Origin of the sequence: Pseudoalteromonas sp. APC 3495 (assembly GCF_030407645.1) — a bacterium.
GTDB lineage: Bacteria > Pseudomonadota > Gammaproteobacteria > Enterobacterales > Alteromonadaceae > Pseudoalteromonas > Pseudoalteromonas tetraodonis.
In genome coordinates this window covers 13631-34553 of record NZ_JASDDA010000015.1, presented here as the reverse complement: position 1 = coordinate 34553, position 20923 = coordinate 13631, and the positions used below count along the sequence as shown (strand labels likewise).

Here is a 20923-nt window from a genome sequence, read left to right as displayed (position 1 = left end):
CCGTAAAGCCACACTTAATTAGTGTGGCTTTTTAGTTTGATAGCCCCAGTTCTTGCTTATGCTCAAGTTGATATAAGCTTGAATATTCACGTTTATGCACTTCAAATAAATACGCTCTTAACTGCTCTTTACCATGGTGAATATGCTTTATTTTAGCTGCTATGCCACACTCACTGTGCCTAACGGGTTCTATGTCTAATGATATAGCCGCTTCATTGGGTAAAATAAATTGCATATTTTGCAACTCATCAAGTTCACTGTTTATTGATGTGGGTTTTAAAAATATTCCTGTGCTTGAGATAGATTCAATGCAAAAACCTTGGCTTTGAATATTTAATTCACTTAATCGCCAGCTACGTTGAGTGCCTTTAGTATCAATCACTTCTGGGGCTGCTAATACAGTACTGAAATGGCCTAATTCATCGGTTTTAAATTGAAGTGGAAACCACAGTTGGTAATGAGCTACTTCTGCTAATAGGGTTAATTTAGCCTGACCAAGTAAATGCGCAATACCATCTGGTATTGATGTTTGTACTGTTAGTTTTGTTTCATTAATTAATGCTGTACTTTGACTAGGTTCAAACAACCCAGATAAAAAGTTAATTTCTTCGTCAGACAAATCCATGTATTTTCCTTAATACGTAAATCCTAGATTCTATTCCTTACAAGGTTACTGCCCAATGAATGACCAGTTTATTATTTCGTAAGATTTGGCCTGTACGGCTTTATTTTTATACAATTTATAATCTCAGCTTTCCTGGCTGGATTTATAAGCAATTGATTTAAATTAATTATATTTTCTTTTAAGCTTGTTTAGTTAAATCACTGAATAAATCTTTTGGTATTCTAACCCCAATAACAGCAATAAGTTAAGTAATAAAGTGTACAAAATTAAAGCGCTCTGCAACGTTTTTATACCAACTATGCGTAAATGAGACTTAGGTCTAGCTTACGAAGCATAAGGAAATACTTAGAATAGCGCCCAAATAATAATGGGGTTTAAGGGGTTCCAAATGCAATTAGAACGAATTCGTCGTATTGACTTACACAACAAAGTGATGTCTGCAGAGCAGGCCAGTTTATTTATTAAAGACGGCATGACCGTGGGCATGAGTGGCTTTACTCGTGCTGGTGAAGCGAAAGCTGTACCACGTGCACTTGCCGAGCGTGTACGTGAAAACCCAATGAAAATTAACCTAATGACGGGCGCGTCATTAGGTAACGATTTAGATAAGCTACTTACTGAATCAGGTGCGTTAGCGCGTCGTATGCCATTTCAGGTAGACAGCACATTACGTAAAGCAATTAACAACGGTGAGGTCATGTTTATTGACCAGCATTTATCAGAAACTGTTGAACAGTTACGTAATCATCAGTTAACTATGCCAGATGTAGCGGTCATTGAAGCCGTAGCTATTACAGAAGAAGGCCACATAGTACCTACAACGTCAGTGGGGAACTCAGCAAGCTTTGCTATTTTTGCTAAAGAAGTAATTGTAGAAATTAACATGTTACATCAGCCAGAGCTTGAAGGGCTGCACGACATATACATTCCATCGTATCGTCCTACGCGTACTCCAGTGCCGCTAGTGAAAGTAGATGACCGTATCGGTAGTACTGCTATTCCAATCGATCCGGCTAAAATTGTGGGTATTGTATTTACCAATCAAAGTGACTCATTTTCAACAGTAACCGACCCAGATGCCGATACCGCCTCTATTGCCCGCCATTTAGTTAACTTTTTTAAAGAAGAAGTAGCGCAACAGCGCATGCCTGCAAACTTAGGCCCATTACAAGCGGGTATTGGTAACATAGCCAATGCAGTCATGATGGGTTTATTAGACTCAGATTTTAAAGACCTCACTATGTACTCAGAGGTACTACAAGATTCTACCTTTGATTTAATTGATGCGGGTAAACTTAATTTTGCCTCTGGCTGTTCAATTATTTTATCAGAGCGTTGTAACGCACAAGTATTTAATAACCTTGAAAAGTACCGCGATAAGCTAGTACTTCGCCCACAAGAAATGTCGAATCACCCTGAAATTGTGCGTCGTTTAGGTATTATTGCAATTAACACGGCACTTGAGTTTGATATATATGGCAACGTTAACTCAACCCATGTATGCGGTACTAAAATGATGAACGGTATTGGTGGTTCAGGCGACTTTGCACGTAATGCCCATGTATCGGTGTTTGTAACTAAATCAATTGCTAAAGGCGGCGCTATTTCAAGCGTGGTACCTATGGTAAGCCACGTCGATCATACCGAGCACGATGTTGATATTTTAGTGACCGAGCAAGGCCTTGCTGATTTACGTGGATTAGCGCCACGCGAACGGGCTGTTGAAGTAATTAAACACTGTGTACACCCAGATTATCGCAACGCTATGCTTGATTACTACGAGCGTGCTTGTGTACGTGGCGGCCATACGCCTCATATTTTAGAAGAAGCATTCAGCTGGCATACCCGCCTTGAACAACAAGGCACAATGAAGCAAAGCTAATACTTAAAACCCCGCATTTGCGGGGTTTTTACAAATACTTTTAATTTTGCTTTACAGAATGTTGTTATGACTTTGCCTATAAGGTGGTTTAAGTTTTTACTGTGTGCTGTAAAATAACCGCATATTATTGACAGACTCGCTATGGCGAGCAACACATAGAGCAACCACAATGGAAAACAAACTAACTGCAATCGACACCCTCGCTGAACTTGAAAGCTTTTTACTGCAAGTTGAAAACGGCGGCTTAGGTTTAACCGGCGTAGCAGGCGTGGGCATGGCAACTAACAATGCTGACGGCAGCCGTTTTGTTGCGGTGTTTGATGACAAGCAACAACTTTTATTAGCACGCGAAATTACCGAAGAGATTTTTCAAAGCGGCCAAGACATGGTGCGCAACGGCGTAGGGCGTAAGCATTAATTCCTTGCTACTAATCTAAAAAGCGCCAAATGGCGCTTTTTTTGTGGTTTATTTTAAACAGTTGTTAAATATAAAATAAATTTATACTAACGGTGCTCTTTGTAATGGTTTTACTATATAGAAACAAATAATCGATAAGGTGAGATTATGATGATTCAACCGTTATTAGGTGTTAGTTAGTATGGACTTTATTGCTACCGCATTTTTCTTTTTAGTTCTTCTAATCGCTTTATCTATTGTTTGGAGCACGCTAAAAACGGGAATTTCACCGATGATGAGCTCAAGCAAAGCGCGACAAGCTATGCTTAATGCAATAAGCATGGATGAAAAAGGCGCATTAATTGATTTAGGTTCAGGTTGGGGAACGCTCGTTATAGCGGTTGCCAAAAAGTATCCTAATAAACAGGTTATTGGCTATGAGTTATCGTGGTTTCCCTGGTTAATTTCAATGCTTTTTAAATATAGTTTAGGTTTAGATAACCTTACCCTCTATCGTAAAGACTTTAAAAATGCCGATTTTAGTACAGTGTCTACTCTGGTGTGTTACTTGTTTCCAGGTGGTATGGTAGCGCTTGAAGAAAAGTTAAAACATGACGTAGTTAATAATAAAATCACTATTGTGAGTAACACCTTCGCTTTGCCATCATACAAACCAACTAACGTTATCAAGCTTAAAGATTTTTACCAAACACCGATTTATGTGTATCACTGGCAACCCAAATAGATGAGTATTATTTAGGGTCAGTGCTTAGTGGATGTCATATTTTTTATCCATAAGTTCATCTTCTCTGCAGACATTGGTTTGGCAATATAATAACCTTGCCCATGATAGCAACCCATGCCTATAAGTACTTTTTCGAGCTCTTGTGACTCTATCCCCTCTGCAACTAGGTTATACCCAAATGCTTTACTTAGCGCCACGATACACGTAACGATGGACTTGTCTTCATGGTCTGATAGGAGCTTTTTAACAAAGCTTTGATCTATTTTTAATGTATCTAAAGGTAATTTTTTTAAGTAACTCAACGAAGCATAACCTGTACCAAAGTCGTCTAGCGCAATACTTACCCCTAAATCGCGGCAGCCATTGAGAACGTCGACTGCTTGGTCAACGTTTCCAATTGTAGTGCTCTCTAAAATTTCCAATTCGAGGGTTTTTGGTTTTATATTATTAGTGCTGATGAGTAACTCTCTGAGGTTTTCAACAAAGCCCTCACTAAGTAAATGAGCTGGAGAGATGTTTACACTCATAGAAAGATGATTTCTTGTCCAAATTTTATGCTGTTTTAAGGCCTCAGCAAGTACCCATTCACCAATTAAAATACCAATGTGTGGATGCTCTAATGCCTCTGAAAAGTGACCAGGATAAAGTAAACCCAAAGTAGGGTGATTCCAGCGTATTAAGGCTTCAACGCCAATCAACTGGTGATCCATCAAATTTACCTTTGGTTGATAATGTAAAATAAACTCTTTGCGAGCAATGCCTTTTTCAGCAGCCAATAATAAATCATGTTTTGCATGCCTTAGGCTTTCTTCTTCTGGATCAAAAAACAGAATTCGGTTTGTTCCTGATCTTTTTGCTTGGTACATTGTTTGATCGGCTCTGCGTAAAATGTCATCACAAGTTAAGCCATCATCACTGGGAAGTGCAACGCCGATGCTGACTGAAATTTGAACGGAGCACGAAAACTCTGCTAATTTTATTGGGTCGTTTACCTCAATCAGCACCTCTTGTAACAGAGTCTCATATTCTTGTATCGTGTGCGCAGCCCCTCTTAATAAAAAGATAAACTCATCTCCGCCAATACGCGCGAGTGTATCTTCTTTGCGTAATGTGCTTTTTAGTCTTTGGGCAATAGTTTTCAAAACGAAGTCACCGGTTTCGTGACCGTATTTGTCATTAATGGGTTTAAAATTATCTAAATCTAAATAGGCAACGGCGAGCTTTTGCTCAGATGTAATGGCCTGTTGGAGTTGATCAATTAAAATAGGGCGGCTTGCTAAGCCTGTTAGGCTATCGTAGTGTGCCATGTCATGAAGTTTTTTTTCTAAGTTTGCGCGTTGAATTGAGCTAGATATAGAGTGTATCAACTGATCGCTTTTTAATTGATTTTTAAGTAAATAATCGCTTGCTCCTAGCCGCATAGCTTCTGCTGCTATTTTTTCATCTCCTAAGCCCGTGATCATAATCACAGCACAGTGGTTATTTTCAGTCTTTCTAATATTATTTAGCAGGGTAAGCCCCGATCCGATACCTAATCGGTAATCAACTATGACACAATCAAACTCACCATGTTCAAGGTAAGACATCGAACTTTCAATAGAGGATGCCTCTGAAATTTTCGCCTGTATATTTGAGCGAGATATCATACGACGTATTTGTTCTCTATCAACCGCATCGTCATCAACAATGAGTAGGTTAATACTGTCGCAGGTTTCAAAATTATCTATTGAAGTTATCATATCCATATCTCTTGCAAAATGGCTTATTCAAGCTCAACGGCATGTATATAAGCATCCATAAGTGTCGCTAATTTGGCAAACTGCGGGCCAATTGCATGTTTAACCATGTAACCTGCTACGTTGTTATGGTACGCGCGAGTACGATCGTTATCCTCATTGGAGGTCGTGAGTATAAATACAACGGTATCGTTTAATTTTTTATCTTTACGAATATGCTCTAAAAATTCAAACCCATTCATCACTGGCATATTCAGGTCTAACAATACTAAGTAGGGCTCTGATATTACTTTTTGTTGTGCTTTTTCTCGTAACGCATCTAACGCAAGTTTTCCATTTTGTTTCCAAATTATTTTAATTTTAGGATCCACTTTTTTTAGGCTTCTTGTTACGGCTTCCGCGGCAACATCATCGTCTTCAACAAGCAGTATAGATAGATTTTTGATCATAAATTCTCTTTCCTTGCAAAGCGCGGCCACCAAACATGAAATGTAGACCCTTTTTGCGGTTCATTTGAGCTAACGGAAATGCGCCCACCATGAGCTTGTGCCAGACGCCGACTAATAGACAGCCCAATACCTGAGCCTGACTTATCGTCAGAGGTTGTTTGAAATAAACTAAAAATACGTTCGTAAGCTTCTGGTGGTATACCGGGGCCATCATCAGTCACAGTGATATGGCAAAGCGTATTTTCTGCTACACAACGAATCTCTATAGTTCCCTCTTTACTGTCGTGATGTTTAATGGCGTTACTTAATAAATTGCGGACAACGGTTTCAAGTGGCGTCCATGCAGTGACGATAGTATCTAATTGAACGTCTTTATGAAGCTTCATTCCAGCAGGTAAATCTAATAGTTCGGTAACGTTAGAGATTAATTTATGCATATCGATTACTTGAGTATCTAGGGTAGCTTTGCCAGCTCTTGCATAGGCCAATAAATTATCAATTAACGTCTCCATTTTATGAATACGATCATCAATACGCGTTAAGTTGTACTCTACTTCAGGCGTGGTAGTGCCTAAATCTTCTTTTATCCATTCAATTAAGTTTGAAATGCCACGCAATGGAGAGCGTAAATCATGAGAGGCCACATAGGTAAACTCTTTCAGGCTAGTGTTATTTTCTCTTAGCTCAGTTTCCATTTGTTTTCGTTCTGTTATATCTAACAACGAGACAAACACCATGTCTTCATCATTGGTGTTTATAAAAGGACTCAAGCCTACTTCAACCGGGAATTCTTTACCGTCTTTGTGTAACGCGGTTAAATCTCTACCTACTCCCATACTTCTTACACTGGGTTCACGGTGAAATGAATGACGAAGTGCTGAGTGATGCCCTTGGTAGCGCTGCGGTAATAACATTTCCATTTTTTTATCGAGTAGCTCTATTTCACTGTAACCAAAAGATTTACATAACGATTGATTAACCGCTTGAATAATGCCCGCTTGGTCAACTATTAACACACCATGTGGTGCAGCTTGAATAGAGCGTTGAAACATATTATTAGCGCGCAGCCTTTGCGATATATCAACCAGTGTGGCTAAAACTAATTCTTGTTGTCCTTGTATTGGGTTTAAACCTATTTCAATTGGGATTTGCTTACCACTTTTTTGACTCGCAAATAACTCACGGCCTTCACCCATTAAGCGTTTTCGAGGGTTAGCAAAAAACTGACTCATCAAGTGGGTATGATTGGCTTTAAATTGAGCTGGAAGTAAATTATCTATGTTCATCCCTATGAGTTCTGAATCCTCATAGCCCAGTATTTCAGACAGTTGATTATTGGCAAAAAGGATCTGAGCATCAGTATTAACTACCATTGCCCCCATGGGTAAACAATTAACTAGTTGAGTTAAAAATGCTTCATCCATATTTACAGTTAAACTTGGTGAGTTAGATTTTTTATTTACTTTTTTAAGGTCCATCAAGCATCCCGCAAGTAAATTTAGTTCCCATAATATAGTAATAGTCGAACAAGTAATGAACAGCAAATCTAGCGAAAGATCATGTTATATAAATGCCCATTTTAATAGTTTCTTCTTATATTTTAGCGAGTCATTATGGTTAAAAAAGGCACATTGATTTAGGATCGGGTTGGGGTATGTTGGTTTTAGTGCGTATTAAATATAGTTTGGGTTTAAATAACCTTACTCTTTATCGCAAAGACTTCAAAAATGCTTATCACAGTACTGCGTCTACTCAGGTGTGTTACTTGTTTCCTGTTGGTATGCTAGCGTTTGAAGATAGACTCAAATATGATGTAGCTAACAAAATGACCATGGTGAGTAATACCTTCGCTTTGCCATTACATAAACCAACTAAAGTGATCAAACTTAAATATTTCTACCAAACGCCTATTTATGTGTGGCACTCGCTACCAAAGTAAACTTTGCCTGAAGTCTTAACACAAACGGCAGCAGCTTTGTCGCGATTTTTAATTGCGATACTTATTGGTGCAATAAGCTAATACTGCTTGAAGCTGATAAACTTTATCTCAATGCTCATAATAAAACTATAGAATTAACAAAAGAGCTTGAGAAAAATAGAAATGCATACCGAAAGCTTGTATTCGATAATGAATCACTTAATGGAAAGATGGATTTAATTAAATCTGAAACATGTAAGCTTAATAACGTATTTAAGCTTAATACACTAAGCAATATAACTACACCAACAAAGAATGAATTGATACTAGCAATACAAAGCTTAAGAAATATTGACAAAATATTGAAAGAGTAGTTTATTTGAATAGTTTGTAACCCGCACCCTGCGGGGGGGCTATGCGTGTAAGAAAGCTCCAAAATGAAACTTCTTCTCAAACGCTTTCTAACTCCCGCCGGTATCTATGGAACATTCGGTGAGCTGTATGTATAACATACGTTATTTTGTTACACCGTTGAGCTTGAGTTGAAGAAAACCATAGGGGTAAATCTTGACTTCAGACATTACGGCTATTTAGCATCTACTCATAGCTGCATATCAATGACCTCAAACCAATACATCAATAATTAAAGCAGTTACGTGCTTCTTTATTATTTGAAAAGTATTTAACTGTGGGGTCGCATAATCTCAATATCTTTGAAATCATAAAAAGCAGGAAAACAGTCAATAAATTGGTTGGTGCGATAAATGTGCGATATTTTTTATTATTAAATTAGCTAGTACGAAAGGAAAATGGTTTTTATTGAATAAAACTAAGTTTTGAAGGGATTTAAATGGTCGGTATGGAGAGATTCGAACTCTCGACCCCTGCCACCCCATGACAGTGCGCTACCAAGCTGCGCCACATACCGACTTCGACTGCAATAGTACGTGTATTTTTAAAAAAATCAATAAGCTTTTGTTTGTTTGGATGTTTATTGCGCAAGCGTTTAATATTAAGCGCTTGCGCCAGAAGTTTTACACGGCTTTACTCTTTATTTAACCACTGGTTGATCGTGTTATACATTTCATCTCGTAGTATTGGTTGCGCAGTTTTGTTAGGGTGTAAGTTATCGTTTTGCATTAGCTCGCTTTTGCCTGCTACTTTAAGTACAAAAAACGGCATTAAATACGAGCCTGTGGCTTTACTAACACTGGCAAAGCTATCGGTGAACATTTTACTGTAACGTGGGCCATAGTTAGGTGGAATATAAATTTCCATTAGCGCGGTTTGTGCATCTATTGCTTGGCTTTTTTCAATTAGAGCGGTCAAGTTGTCTTGCATTTTAGTAACTGGAAAACCGCGTAGACCGTCATTAGCGCCAAGCTCTATGAGCACATGAGTTGGTTGATATTGCTCAAGCAATGCATCAAGTCTGCGCAGGGCGCCACCAGTGGTTTCACCACTAATACTGGCATTAACTAAGTTGATATTGCGTTGCTCGGCATCGTATTTATCTTGTAACAATTGCACCCAGCCTTGTTCTTGTTTTAAGCCATAGGCTGCGCTTAAACTGTCACCAAGTATTAAAATCGTGTTGTTAGCTGCCGCAGTAAGCGGGTTAATAATTAAAAATAAAATAAATACAAAACGTAGGATTGAATGAGTCATATGTCAGCGCTTTCTCAATTAAATATAATTCAAGTAAATGGTTTGTCTAAAGTTGTATCTACCCTTGAAGGTGAGTTGTCCATCCTCAGCGACATCAGCTTTAATGTCAAGCACGGTGAGTCTGTTGCTGTTGTTGGCACGTCGGGCTCAGGTAAATCCACTTTATTAAGTTTATTAGCAGGGCTTGATACGGCAAGCAGCGGCGAAGTAATGTTAGATGGGGAGCCGCTGCACGAATTAGACGAAGAAGCGCGGGCCGCACTCAGAGCTGCAAAAGTTGGCTTTGTGTTTCAGTCTTTTATGTTGGTACAAAGTTTAACTGCACTTGAAAACGTGATGCTACCGGCAGAGCTTGCAGGTAAAGAAGACGCCAAAGAACAAGCGCTCGCTTTGCTTGAAAAAGTAGGCTTAAGCCATCGGGTTGATCATTACCCGTCGCAGTTATCTGGTGGTGAGCAGCAGCGTGTTGCGATTGCCCGTGCGTTTGTGGGTTCGCCAAAAATATTGTTTGCCGATGAGCCATCAGCTAACTTAGATAGCAAAAATGGCCATATGATTGAGTCGTTATTATTTGATTTAAATAAGCAAAACGGAACAACCCTCATTTTAGTCACTCACGATGAAGCCTTAGCGCAAAAATGTGAACGCATTATTCAAATAGAGGCGGGGGAGCTGGTACAAAATTCAACAGAGGAAATGGCAAATGTGGGCTAAATTAGCGCTTAAACTATTTTCTCGTGAGTTTCGCCGTGGTGAACTAACCGTAATAAGCGCAGCCATTGCACTGGCAGTATTAACCGTGCTTACTTTATCTATGGTAACTGAGCGAATTGCACAAAGTATTGCGCAAAAAAGCAGTGCATTTATAGCAGCAGATCGTGTTCTTGCCAGCAATCACGCCATAGATACCGCCTTTATAACCAAAGCAGAACAACAAAACTTACAAACTGCACAAATGGTGTACTTTGACACTATGCTGTTTGCAAACGATCAAATGCAGTTTAGCTCGGTAAAGGCTGCATCAAACAGTTACCCGCTTAAAGGCCAATTGAAAGTTAAGTCGGGTTTGAATGCTCAAACTGAGGTTGCACCCGGTGCGCCAAGCCCTGGTAACGTATGGTTAAGTGAGTCAGTTTTTTATAGCTTAAACATAAACGTAGGCGACCAAGTTGAATTAGGTGCCGCGTTATTTAATGTTGAAAAGGTGATTGTAGAAGAACCCGATGCGCCATTTAATGTGTTTTCAAGTAGCCGCAGGGTGCTTATAAACATAGATGATGTGGCAAAAACCGAAGTAATACAGCCAGGCAGTCGTGTATTTTACCGCCAGTTATATGCAGGTGATGAAAACGACATCAATAGTTTTTACGATTGGTTAAAGCCGCAACTCAAAGAAAACCAAAACTGGTATGGTGTAAAAGACCGCCAGTCTCCTATTTCAAATAGCTTAAACAGAGCCGAAAGCTTTTTATTGTTAGCAGGTTTACTGGGCATTATTTTAGCTGCAGTAGCCATTGCGGTGTCAGCTAAACGTTATTGTGAGCGCCAATACGACCCTGTCGCAATGATGAAAACTTTAGGCGGCAGCCGCGATATGATCCGCAAAATTTACCTTATGCACTTATTAATGGTGTGTACGATGGCGGTAGTTGTTGGCCTTGCTATTGGTTACGGCTTACAAGAAGTTGCAACTGGTTACCTTGCAAAAAGCATGGGAACCGAACTGCCTATGGCAGGGTTTAAACCGTGGTTAGTGGCCATTAGCACCGGAGTTATTTGTGCGGTTATGTTTTCTATTAAGCCATTGTTAGATTTATTTGATATTCCACCACTTAGAGTGCTTCGCCGTAATTTAGGCGATCGCCTTGCGGTAAGTAAAATCCATTTAGGACTTAGCGCCTTAACGGTATTTTTATTAATGTGGTTATTTAGTAACAATATTAAAATTACCCTTATTTTATTTGCCTCAACGCTTGCGCTTATTTTAGTGTTGTTTTTAATTTCTAAATTAATATTTGGCGGGGGCCGCAAGCTTGGCTTAAAGCCAGGTAACAGCTGGTCGTTGGCTATTGCGTCTATTCAAAAGCGCGCCAATGTTAATGCGGTGCAGCTAATTAGTTTTTCGCTAGCGATTAAATTACTGTTGTTTTTAATTGTGCTAAAAAACGACATTATTTCGGATTGGCAGTCTCAGTTACCAAGCGATGCACCTAATGCCTTTTTGGTTAATATTACGCAAAATGAGCTGGATCCGGTAAATGAATACTTAGCGCAAAAAGGCATTCAAGTGTCGGAGTTTTACCCAACGATTCGTGGCCGCGTGAATGCAGTAAATGGCGAAGCAGTAGCACGTGAAGTGTCATTGCAAGACAACGAGAAAAAAGACGAAGAAGCCCGCTCAGGCATTGGCCGCGAGCTTAACTTAACTTGGCTTAACGAAGTCCCCTCACAAAATGACATTATAGATGGCCAGTGGTTTGGCGATGACGCAGTAGCTGAGGCCTCACTTGAAGAGTCGATGATGAAGCGCCTTGATGTGAAAATGGGCGATACCCTCACGTTTTTAATTGGTGCGCAGTCGTTCGACGCTAAAATTACCAGTGTACGTAAAGTTAATTGGGCCACGCTTAAACCTAACTTTTTCATTATTTTAAGCCCTGATGTGTTGAGCAGCTTTCCGGCCACGTATATTTCATCAGTACGTATTGAGCCTGAGCAAAAGCGCGACTTTAGCCAGCTATTGCGAGCATACCCTACTATTACAGCGATTGATGTAGACAACTTTGTTAAACAAATTCAATCGACTATTGAGCAAGTGTCGTTAGCTATTGGCTTTGTACTGGCTATTGTGGTGTTGTGTGGCGCGTTGGTACTTATATCGCAGGTGCAAGCAAGCTTAGGTGAGCGCATGCAAGAAATTGTAATATTGCGTACGTTAGGTGCTAAAAGCCGATTAATAAAAAATGCCACCTTGTATGAGTTTTTATTACTGGGCGGTTTAGCCGGACTAGTTGCTGCATTTTTCAGTGATATAGCACTGTTAATAGTACAGCAGCAAATGTTTGATTTGGCAGGTAAGCTGCATCCTAATATTTGGGTTATTGGCCCCGTTGCTGGTGGCGTGTTTGTAGCAGGGTTAGGCTATTTTATGATTGCCCGTACGCTTAAACAAAATACTCAAGGCTTAGTGCGCGCTTTAGCGTAAACTTTCCAGCCAAATAGCGTTTAAATGCCTACTTTTTAAGTAGGCATTTTTGTTTTTGCTTTGTACTGGTAATTTATACAGTGCTCTGGCATTATTAGCACTATTAATAAATAACAATAATGAGAGTGCTGTTTGGCCATAATTTTAGGGATCGATCCGGGCTCGCGTTTAACGGGTTACGGTGTGGTTGCGCATCAAGGTGCCAAGTTTACATACTTAGGCAGTGGCTGTATTAAATTAGCCGATCATGACTTTCCCACCCGACTTAAAATGATTTACCAGGGCATTACGCAACTTATAGAGCAATTTTCGCCTGAAACATTTGCTATAGAAAAAGTATTTATGGCGCATAACCCTGATTCTGCTTTAAAGCTAGGTCAAGCCCGTGGTGCTGCGATTGTCGGTGCCTCTATGGCCGACTTACCGGTTTTTGAATACTCAGCACGGCAAATAAAGCAAGCCGTTGTGGGTAACGGTGGGGCAGATAAATCGCAAGTTCAACATATGGTTAAAAACATACTTAAACTGCCAGGTACGCCGCAAGCCGATGCGGCGGATGCGCTTGCAATTGCAATTTGCCATGCCCACTCTGAACAAAATTTAATAAAACTAGCGGGTAGCGCAAGCAAAACCGTTAGAGGACGTCTAAGGAAATAACAATGATAGGTCGCTTAAACGGCGTGTTAGTTGAAAAACAGCCCCCAGAAATACTATTAGAAGTGAGCGGCGTTGGCTACGAAGTACAAATGCCAATGACCTGTTTTTACGATTTGCCTAAAGTAGGCGACAACGCCATTGTGTACACTCATTTTGTAGTACGCGAAGACGCACAGTTATTGTTTGGCTTTAATAATAAAACCGAACGTGCGTTATTTAGAGAGCTGTTAAAAGCCAATGGAGTAGGGCCTAAATTAGGCTTAGCCATTTTGTCGGGCATGTCGGCGCAGCAGTTTGTAAGTTGTGTAAATAATGAAGATGCCACTGCCTTGGTTAAACTGCCAGGGGTGGGCAAAAAGACCGCAGAGCGCTTAGTGCTCGAAATGAAAGACAGATTAAAAAATTGGGGTAATGACTTATTTACCCCATTTAGCGATAGCGCCGTAATAGAGCCTGCGAGCGATGCAACTATAGCCAATAATGCGGCCGATGATGCGGTTTCGGCGTTAGTGGCGCTCGGTTATAAATTGCCACAAGCGCAAAAAGCAGTAAAATCAGTAAGCAAACCCGATATGTCGACTGAGGTTCTAATTAAAGAATCTTTGAAATCAATGCTGTGAGTAAATTATGATCGAAGCTGATCGCTTAATAGATGCTGCTGAAAAAACCAACGAAGACACCATAGACCGTGCTATTAGGCCTAAGTTACTGGCCGACTATCGTGGTCAGCCGCATGTTAAGCAACAAATGGAAATATTTATTGAAGCTGCGCGTAGCCGCAGCGAAGCGTTGGATCACTTATTGATATTTGGCCCACCAGGCTTAGGTAAAACCACGCTTGCTAATATTGTGGCGAACGAATTAAACGTAAATATTAAAACCACGTCTGGGCCTGTGCTTGAAAAAGCGGGCGATTTAGCCGCATTGCTCACTAACCTTGAAGAAGGTGATGTACTGTTTATTGATGAAATTCACCGTTTGAGCCCGCAAGTTGAAGAAATACTCTACCCCGCAATGGAAGATTACCAGCTCGATATTATGATAGGTGAAGGCCCTGCAGCGCGTTCTATTAAGCTTGATTTACCCGCATTTACACTCATTGGTGCAACTACCCGTGCGGGATCATTAACTTCTCCACTGCGTGACCGTTTTGGTATTGTTCAGCGCTTAGAGTTTTACTCTGTGGAAGACTTATCGCATATTGTGGGGCGCTCAGCGCATTATCTTAGTTTAGAAATGTGTGACGATGGCGCGGCCGAAATAGCCAAACGTTCGCGCGGTACGCCACGTATTGCAAATCGTTTATTGCGCCGAGTGCGCGATTACACCCAAGTAAAGTCAGACGGTACGGTTAATGCTGAGGTAGCTCAACAAGCCCTCGACATGATTGACGTTGATAAAAGCGGTTTTGATTACATGGATCGTAAATATTTACTCGCCATCATCGAAAAGTTTATGGGTGGCCCTGTTGGCCTTGACAACTTAGCCGCGGCAATAGGCGAAGAGAAAGAAACCATAGAAGATGTGATTGAACCCTTTTTAATTCAACAAGGATTTATTCAGCGTACGCCGCGAGGGCGAATTGTCTCTGATAATGCGTACCACCATTTTGGCTTGTTACCTAAAAAAGATTAAATAACCAGAATAACTAGACTCTTTCTAAAGCCACTGTCATTTTAACGACAGTGGCTTTTTAGTATGAGCAAAGGCTAAATTTAGACGTATTTTACTTTGCCAATAATTCACTGAGCGTTAAGACATATCAGGCTATTGTGCGCCTGCTGTAACGTTACTGAGGCTGAGTGTAGCTGATTTGACAAATTGCGGGCAAAAAAAAGCCCGCAAATAATGCGGGCAAACAACAAGTTTAAGGAAGTAATCTAGGGAACTACGTTTTACTTATTGAGGTCATACCCCAAGAAGTAAAAAAGTAATACGAAATAAATCATATTACGAAGAACTGGATTCAATGAAATAGCTTTCATTTAATGCGCTAGCTCGGTATGGAAGAATAATACCGAAGCGGCAGAATTTGTTCAAACTAGAAAATTTATATTTTCAGATTAAAAAAACTAATAGCAGGGGTTTTCTGTTTTTACTTAATGTTGCCTGTTAATTAACCATTAATTCTATAAGTTAATGAAATGCTTTGTTTATGTATATTAACATATAAACGTTCGGTATTAGTTTTACTATTACGTTAAGGTAAGCGTGTAGTGTTTATGAGTGCTTATGCATTAATTTTGAATAAACAGCGTATTTTTGTGACTCTTTAGTGAAGTTAAGCGGGCTTACAGATAGCTTTATTGTTATTTATTTATACAGTAAAACAAGAGTTAAGTAGTAAAACTATTTTTTTTAACGTTTTTTGTTGGCTATTCACAGCAATATCGTTGTCAGCAGGAAATACACTAGATACACTAGCTGAACTTTAATGGTGGCTAATGTGTTACAAAGTTACCTTACTCAAATAAATCAATTTGATGTTTTTAATTATTTAGGAGTTTAACGTGGGATCAGGGCTTAATTTTTTAGATCTAATTCTAGAAGCCAGTTTGCTTGTGCAATTAGTAATGCTAGCGTTGGTTGCTATGTCGGTTATGTCGTGGGCTATTATTTTTCAACGTAAAAAAGCCATCTCTGACGCCTTAGCAAATGCCAAAAAATTTGAGCAACGTTTTTGGTCTGGTGTTGACTTAAGTAAGCTATATAACGAAATTTCATCACGCGGTGGTCAATCAACGGGTATTGAAGCGTTATTCACCTCAGGTTTTAAAGAGTTTGCACGCCACAAAAAAAATACCTTTCAAAGTGCAGGCATTGTTATGGAAGGCACGCACCGTTCAATGCGGGTTGCGCTTTCTCGTGAAATAGAAAAACTAGAATCAAGCTTATCGTTTTTAGCAACCGTTGGGTCAATTAGCCCCTACATAGGTTTGTTTGGTACAGTATGGGGTATTATGAATGCCTTTATTGCCTTAGGTGAAGTAAAACAAGCAACCTTACAAATGGTTGCACCAGGTATAGCAGAAGCTTTGATTGCAACAGCAATGGGTTTATTTGCGGCTATTCCTGCCGTTATTGCCTATAACCGATTTGCTAATAAAGTTGAAAAGTTAGAATCTCATTACATTAACTTTATGGAAGAATTTGCCAATATTTTACACCGTCAAGCAGCTACCCAAATAGAGGCTCAAGCGAATGTACCAGCGTAAAAAGCGTCGCCCAGTCGCAGAAATTAATGTAGTACCATACATTGATGTAATGTTGGTGTTGCTTATTATATTTATGGCCACTGCGCCATTAATAACCCATGGCGTAAAAGTAGACCTACCAAAAATGGAAGAGTCAGACTTGGTTGATACCAAAGATACGCCGCCCATTATTGCCTCTATTGATTCGCAAGGTAAGTATTATGTAAGCATAGGTACTGATCCGGAAGAGCCAATGGAAGCATTAGATGTAGCCGCTGTAATTAAACTACAACTAATGAAAAACCCTGATACCCCAGTAATGATTAAAGGCTCAGGTAAAGTGTCGTATCAAGAAGTGTTACTGCTCATGGATTTTTTGAAAAATGCAGGTGTACCATCGGTAGGCTTAATGACCGAATCCTTTGAGGGGACCAAGTAGTCATATGAATACGTCGTTAATCAAATCAGTAATACTGCATTTAGCATTAGGGGGATTTTTGTATGCATCAGCAAACATTCATCCACCTAAACCTAAAGTAATGGAAGTGACGCTTAATGCCGCCATTCCTGAGCCAGAAAATGCGGTGTCTGCTGTAACCGTGGATCAACAGCAGGTTGAGCAAAAAATTGCTGAGTTACGCAAAAAAGAAGAAGATAAAAAGCGCGCTGAAGATAAACGCATTCGTGATTTAGAGCGCCGTGCAGCCGATGCACGTAAGCAAAGTGAATCTGAAGCAAGACGCATTAAAAAGCTAGAGCAGCAGCGCAAAGCTAAAGAGAAAGAAAGAGCCGAAGCCGAAGCTCAAGCTAAAAAAGCCCGCGAAATAGAACAACGTGAGCGAGCAAAAGCCAAACAAGCGCAAAAGCAAAAGCAAGAAGCTGAAGATGCTGCTAAAGCGGCTGCCGACAAACGCAAAGCCGAAGAAGCCGCGCTTAAAAAAGCGGAAGAAGAGCGTAAAAAACGTGCTGAAGAAGCTGAGCGTAAACGTCAGCAAGCATTGCAAGAACAAATACTGCAAGAGCAACTTGCCAAAGAGCAGGCTGCACGCAATAAAATACGTCAACAGCAAGTAGTGAGTGAAGTTGATAAATACCGTGCATTAATTATGGCGCGTATTCAGCAAAACTTATTAATTGATGAAAAAATGAAAAACCAGCAATGCCGCATTAATCTCCGTCTTGGGTTTAATGGCTTGGTTACGCAGGTTAAGTCGTTAGGTGGTGATAAGTTAGTATGTGAAGCTGCTTTAAGAGCGGTTCGCATGGCCGACACATTACCGGTATCGAAAGATAAAGACGTATTCGAACAATTAAAGAATATTAATATAACCATCGCGCCAGAGTTTTAAGGGATGACATGTTTAACAAAATTAAAATAGCCTGTTTAGTTTTAATATTAGGGTTTCAGGGTGTTGCACACGCGGCACTTGAAATTGTTATTACTGAAGGTATAGACGGTGCAAGACCGATTGCGATTGTGCCTTTTAAATACCAAGGTATTGGCCCTATTCCAGAGCAGCTTAGCGATGTTATTGCTGCTGATTTAATGCGCAGTGGCAAATTTAAGCCAGTTAGCGTTTCACAAATGCCTCAACAACCACATAAAGACGGCGATATTGATTACGGCGCTTGGGTTAATAAAGGCGTTGAAGCGGTTTTAGTGGGTGAAGTAGAACAGCAAACCAACGGACGTTACTTAGTACGTTATGAGCTTGTTGATGTTATTCGCGGCCAAATTACTGGCGGTGAAACACAAATGATGAGCAACGGTAAGCTTGTTCAAAGCCAAGACCATATTTTAGAAGCACGTCAAAGCGTAATTGGTGAAACTGGATTTCGTCGATACTCGCACCGCATTAGTGATGTTATTTATGAAAAGCTAACTGGCGAAAAAGGCGCGTTTTTAACAAAAATAGCCTATGTTATTGTACGTGATACCGAAGAAAAGCCTTATCAGTTAGTGGTTGCTGATTACGATGGTTTTAATGAACAAGTATTATTGCGTTCAAAAGAGCCATTAATGTCGCCGGTTTGGTCACCTGACGGTACTAAGTTAGCGTATGTAACCTTTGAAAATCGCCAGAGCCAAATTTATATTCAAGACATTTATACGGGTAAACGCGAATTGATCACCAGCTACAAGGGAATTAACGGCGCGCCGCAATTCTCGCCAGATGGTAAAAAGTTACTGCTAGTGCTGTCAAAAGATAAAACTGGTGCAACTGAGGTTTACTTATTAGACTTACTAACACGTAAAGAGACGCGATTAACACGCCATCGTAGTATAGATACCGAACCTTCGTGGTACCCAAATGGTGAAGATATAGTATTTACGTCGGAAAGGGGTGGTAATGCTCAGATTTATAAGTTAAATTTAAAAACTGGCAGAACGCAAAGATTAACCTTTGACGGTGACATGAACCTAGCGGGTTCTATTTCGCCAGACGGAAAAGAATTAGTGATGGTAAACCGTACTAACGGACAGTATCATCTTGCTAAGAAAGAGTTGGCTACAGGTGCGTTTCAAGTTTTAACACGAACTCGCCTTGACGAATCACCGAGCATAGCGCCGAATGGCTCGATGATTATATACAGCACGCTCCACAATAATAAACAGGTACTTGCGCTAGTATCGATGGACGGCCGTTTTAAAGCACGTTTACCTGTGCTTGATGGACAAGTAAAGGCACCGGCTTGGTCGCCATATTTACAGTAATAATTGCTGGTTTACTCAAAATAGGAATCTACTCAATGCAACTTAACAAAATACTTAAAGGCCTGCTAATTGCTGTGCCAGTAATGACACTAGCAGCTTGTAGCTCATCTTCAGATATCGACGAAAATGCAGCTAACCAGTCAAACCAAGCAACTGTTGAGCAAACAACAACGGATACAGTTGAAGTAGCCACAATGACGCCAGAGCAACAAGCAGAAGAGCAACTTCGTCAAAAGTACGAAGCGCTTCGTCAAGAGCAAATTATCTACTTTGACTTTGATAAAGCGACGGTTGAAAGCAAATATGCAGACTTACTTCGTGCACACGCTGAGTTTTTAGTTAAAAATCCTTCTGTTAAAGTATTAATTGAAGGCCACGCAGATGAGCGCGGTACGCCAGAGTACAACATTGCACTTGGTGAGCACCGTGGACAAGCAGTTGAAAAATACCTACAAAGCTTAGGTGTTTCTGCAAGCCAAATGTCAGTAGTTAGCTACGGCGAAGAAAAGCCAATGGTTAAGACTCGCACAGAAGCAGCTTTCGCTAAAAACCGCCGTGCGGTACTAGTTTACTAAGATAAGAGATATTATGAAGCCGAAAATTATTTTGGCAGCCATGATATTGAGCGGGAGCACCCAGTTAATGGCTGCTCCCGCTCCTGTTTCAGAAGCTGCAAGTTCACAGTCAAGCATTGAAAAGCGTTTAGCAACACTTGAAAGTATGATGCAACAGCGTAATTTTTTACAAGTAGAGTTACAGCAACAGCTCAATTTACTGCAAGATGAAGTTAGTCAAATACGCGGAGTAACTGAAGAGCAAAGCTATAAGCTTGAAAAAGTACTCCAGCGTCAACGCGAGCTTTATCAAGAAATTGAGAACCGTGTTAGCCAAGCGTATGCAAAGCCGACCGCTCCAGCGCCTACAACAGACTACACACAACCTAGTAATGAGCAGAGCTACAGCAGCGATTTATCTGAAAACGAAGCGTACGAACGTGCTGTTGCGCTTATAATGAAAGATAAACGCTACGACCAAGCTATTCCAGAATTTCAAGCGTTCTTAACAACGTATCCAAATTCAGTGTACACCTCAAACGCACATTATTGGCTAGGGCAACTATTAACGATTAAAAATGACGGTGTAAAAGCAGCCGAGCACTTTAAAGTAGTTGTTAACGAATTTCCAAATTCAAATAAACGCCCAGATGCGATGTTAAAGCTTGGTACACTTTTACAAGAGCAAGGTTTGAAGGCAGAAGCACAAAAAATACTGAATGAGCTTATCAATCAGTACCCAAGTACAACTGCTGCTAAATTAGCCACAGAACGCTTATCAAAATAAATGTTGATGCTTGATTAGACTGCTTTTTGTCATAAGCGGTCTAAAATTGCTCAACTAGACATAAAAACTTAAAAAAAGAGACAATTTCGGTTGCACTCATTTTATAAATAAGTATTATAAGCGCCCGCAGCAAACGAATGGTAACCCCACTCGAAATGCGACAAAAAGAGCGGGTCATTAGCTCAGTTGGTAGAGCAGTGGACTTTTAATCCATTGGTCGATGGTTCAAGTCCATCATGACCCACCATTCTTTATTGTTAATAAAGTTTGCTCTTAATCGGCGGATTTACGCAATGTGTTAACAAACACAATGAGCGGGTCATTAGCTCAGTTGGTAGAGCAGTGGACTTTTAATCCATTGGTCGATGGTTCAAGTCCATCATGACCCAC

The 20923-nt window shown here is 40.2% G+C and carries 20 protein-coding genes and 3 tRNA genes; 17 read left to right on the top strand and 6 right to left on the bottom strand.

What is annotated here, in order from left to right; translation table 11 throughout:
• Nucleotides 1–31: 31 nt before the first annotated feature.
• Nucleotides 32–625, bottom strand: a complete 594-nt coding sequence (locus tag QL984_RS08330; RefSeq protein ID WP_013464625.1) for a hypothetical protein — start codon at nucleotides 623–625, stop codon at nucleotides 32–34.
• Between the two features lie 388 nt (nucleotides 626–1013).
• Here QL984_RS08330 and QL984_RS08325 point away from each other — a divergent pair, with 388 nt between their 5' ends.
• The 3 genes from QL984_RS08325 to QL984_RS08315 all read left to right on the top strand — a co-directional run bounded on the left by QL984_RS08325 (nucleotide 1014) and on the right by QL984_RS08315 (nucleotide 3649).
• Entirely contained in the window at nucleotides 1014–2507 is a 1494-nt protein-coding gene (locus tag QL984_RS08325) for an acetyl-CoA hydrolase/transferase family protein (protein WP_128583752.1), read from the top strand.
• Between the two features lie 169 nt (nucleotides 2508–2676).
• The gene (locus QL984_RS08320; protein ID WP_008114111.1) at nucleotides 2677–2925 is read left to right on the top strand and encodes a hypothetical protein; all 249 of its coding nucleotides are present in this window, start codon (nucleotides 2677–2679) and stop codon (nucleotides 2923–2925) included.
• A 181-nt stretch (nucleotides 2926–3106) separates the two neighbouring features.
• Nucleotides 3107–3649: a methyltransferase gene (locus QL984_RS08315; RefSeq protein WP_138687204.1), complete on the top strand. Its 543-nt coding sequence runs from the start codon at nucleotides 3107–3109 to the stop codon at nucleotides 3647–3649.
• 17 nt (nucleotides 3650–3666) lie between these two features.
• Here the strand turns inward: QL984_RS08315 and QL984_RS08310 are convergent, their stop codons facing one another.
• The 3 genes from QL984_RS08310 to QL984_RS08300 are packed head-to-tail and all read right to left on the bottom strand — an operon-like array spanning nucleotide 3667 to nucleotide 7312.
• The gene (locus tag QL984_RS08310) at nucleotides 3667–5388 is read right to left on the bottom strand and encodes a GGDEF domain-containing response regulator (protein WP_235190276.1); all 1722 of its coding nucleotides are present in this window, start codon (nucleotides 5386–5388) and stop codon (nucleotides 3667–3669) included.
• Nucleotides 5389–5411: 23 nt separating this feature from the next.
• Nucleotides 5412–5834 (bottom strand): response regulator, encoded by a 423-nt coding sequence (locus QL984_RS08305; RefSeq protein ID WP_013464629.1) that lies wholly within the window; start codon nucleotides 5832–5834, stop codon nucleotides 5412–5414.
• A complete protein-coding gene (locus tag QL984_RS08300) occupies nucleotides 5831–7312 on the bottom strand; it encodes a PAS domain-containing sensor histidine kinase (protein WP_013464630.1) in 1482 nt (493 codons plus the stop codon). Before QL984_RS08300 ends, QL984_RS08305 begins: the two co-directional genes overlap by 4 nt.
• 176 nt (nucleotides 7313–7488) lie before the next feature.
• On the opposite strand from QL984_RS08300, the gene QL984_RS08295 reads away from it, so the two are divergent.
• On the top strand, nucleotides 7489–7773 hold the full coding sequence (locus QL984_RS08295) for a hypothetical protein (protein ID WP_013464631.1): 285 nt from the start codon (nucleotides 7489–7491) through the stop codon (nucleotides 7771–7773).
• A gap of 830 nt (nucleotides 7774–8603) precedes the next feature.
• On the opposite strand, the gene QL984_RS08290 is transcribed toward QL984_RS08295, so the two are convergent.
• Nucleotides 8604–8680 (bottom strand) — tRNA-Pro (locus QL984_RS08290).
• 116 nt (nucleotides 8681–8796) lie between these two features.
• Nucleotides 8797–9420: an arylesterase gene (locus tag QL984_RS08285; protein WP_036956152.1), complete on the bottom strand. Its 624-nt coding sequence runs from the start codon at nucleotides 9418–9420 to the stop codon at nucleotides 8797–8799.
• On the opposite strand from QL984_RS08285, the gene QL984_RS08280 reads away from it, so the two are divergent.
• From QL984_RS08280 to QL984_RS08220, 13 genes are all read left to right on the top strand, one after another.
• Entirely contained in the window at nucleotides 9421–10134 is a 714-nt protein-coding gene (locus QL984_RS08280) for an ATP-binding cassette domain-containing protein (RefSeq protein ID WP_008114127.1), read from the top strand.
• Complete coding sequence (locus QL984_RS08275) at nucleotides 10124–12625, top strand: FtsX-like permease family protein (protein ID WP_036956153.1); 2502 nt, start codon at nucleotides 10124–10126, stop codon at nucleotides 12623–12625. The genes QL984_RS08280 and QL984_RS08275 overlap by 11 nt, the downstream gene beginning before the upstream one ends.
• Before the next feature lie 132 nt (nucleotides 12626–12757).
• A complete protein-coding gene (ruvC, locus tag QL984_RS08270; protein ID WP_008114131.1) occupies nucleotides 12758–13282 on the top strand; it encodes a crossover junction endodeoxyribonuclease RuvC in 525 nt (174 codons plus the stop codon).
• Between the two features lie 2 nt (nucleotides 13283–13284).
• On the top strand, nucleotides 13285–13902 hold the full coding sequence (ruvA, locus tag QL984_RS08265; protein ID WP_008114133.1) for a Holliday junction branch migration protein RuvA: 618 nt from the start codon (nucleotides 13285–13287) through the stop codon (nucleotides 13900–13902).
• Between the two features lie 7 nt (nucleotides 13903–13909).
• Nucleotides 13910–14917: a Holliday junction branch migration DNA helicase RuvB gene (ruvB, locus tag QL984_RS08260; RefSeq protein WP_013464636.1), complete on the top strand. Its 1008-nt coding sequence runs from the start codon at nucleotides 13910–13912 to the stop codon at nucleotides 14915–14917.
• An 875-nt stretch (nucleotides 14918–15792) separates the two neighbouring features.
• Nucleotides 15793–16497, top strand: a complete 705-nt coding sequence (gene tolQ, locus QL984_RS08255; RefSeq protein ID WP_016899821.1) for a protein TolQ — start codon at nucleotides 15793–15795, stop codon at nucleotides 16495–16497.
• Entirely contained in the window at nucleotides 16484–16915 is a 432-nt protein-coding gene (tolR, locus tag QL984_RS08250) for a protein TolR (RefSeq protein ID WP_016899822.1), read from the top strand. The genes tolQ and tolR overlap by 14 nt, the downstream gene beginning before the upstream one ends.
• A 4-nt stretch (nucleotides 16916–16919) precedes the next feature.
• Complete coding sequence (gene tolA / locus QL984_RS08245) at nucleotides 16920–17825, top strand: cell envelope integrity protein TolA (protein ID WP_024601153.1); 906 nt, start codon at nucleotides 16920–16922, stop codon at nucleotides 17823–17825.
• Nucleotides 17826–17833: 8 nt separating this feature from the next.
• Nucleotides 17834–19192, top strand: coding sequence for a Tol-Pal system beta propeller repeat protein TolB (gene tolB, locus QL984_RS08240; RefSeq protein ID WP_013464640.1), 1359 nt, complete (start codon nucleotides 17834–17836; stop codon nucleotides 19190–19192).
• A gap of 35 nt (nucleotides 19193–19227) precedes the next feature.
• Entirely contained in the window at nucleotides 19228–19767 is a 540-nt protein-coding gene (pal, locus tag QL984_RS08235) for a peptidoglycan-associated lipoprotein Pal (protein ID WP_013464641.1), read from the top strand.
• A gap of 13 nt (nucleotides 19768–19780) precedes the next feature.
• Nucleotides 19781–20533, top strand: a complete 753-nt coding sequence (gene ybgF / locus QL984_RS08230) for a tol-pal system protein YbgF (RefSeq protein WP_013464642.1) — start codon at nucleotides 19781–19783, stop codon at nucleotides 20531–20533.
• A gap of 171 nt (nucleotides 20534–20704) precedes the next feature.
• Nucleotides 20705–20780 (top strand) — tRNA-Lys (locus QL984_RS08225).
• Between the two features lie 69 nt (nucleotides 20781–20849).
• A tRNA-Lys gene (locus tag QL984_RS08220) sits at nucleotides 20850–20922 on the top strand.
• Nucleotide 20923: the final 1 nt, after the last annotated feature.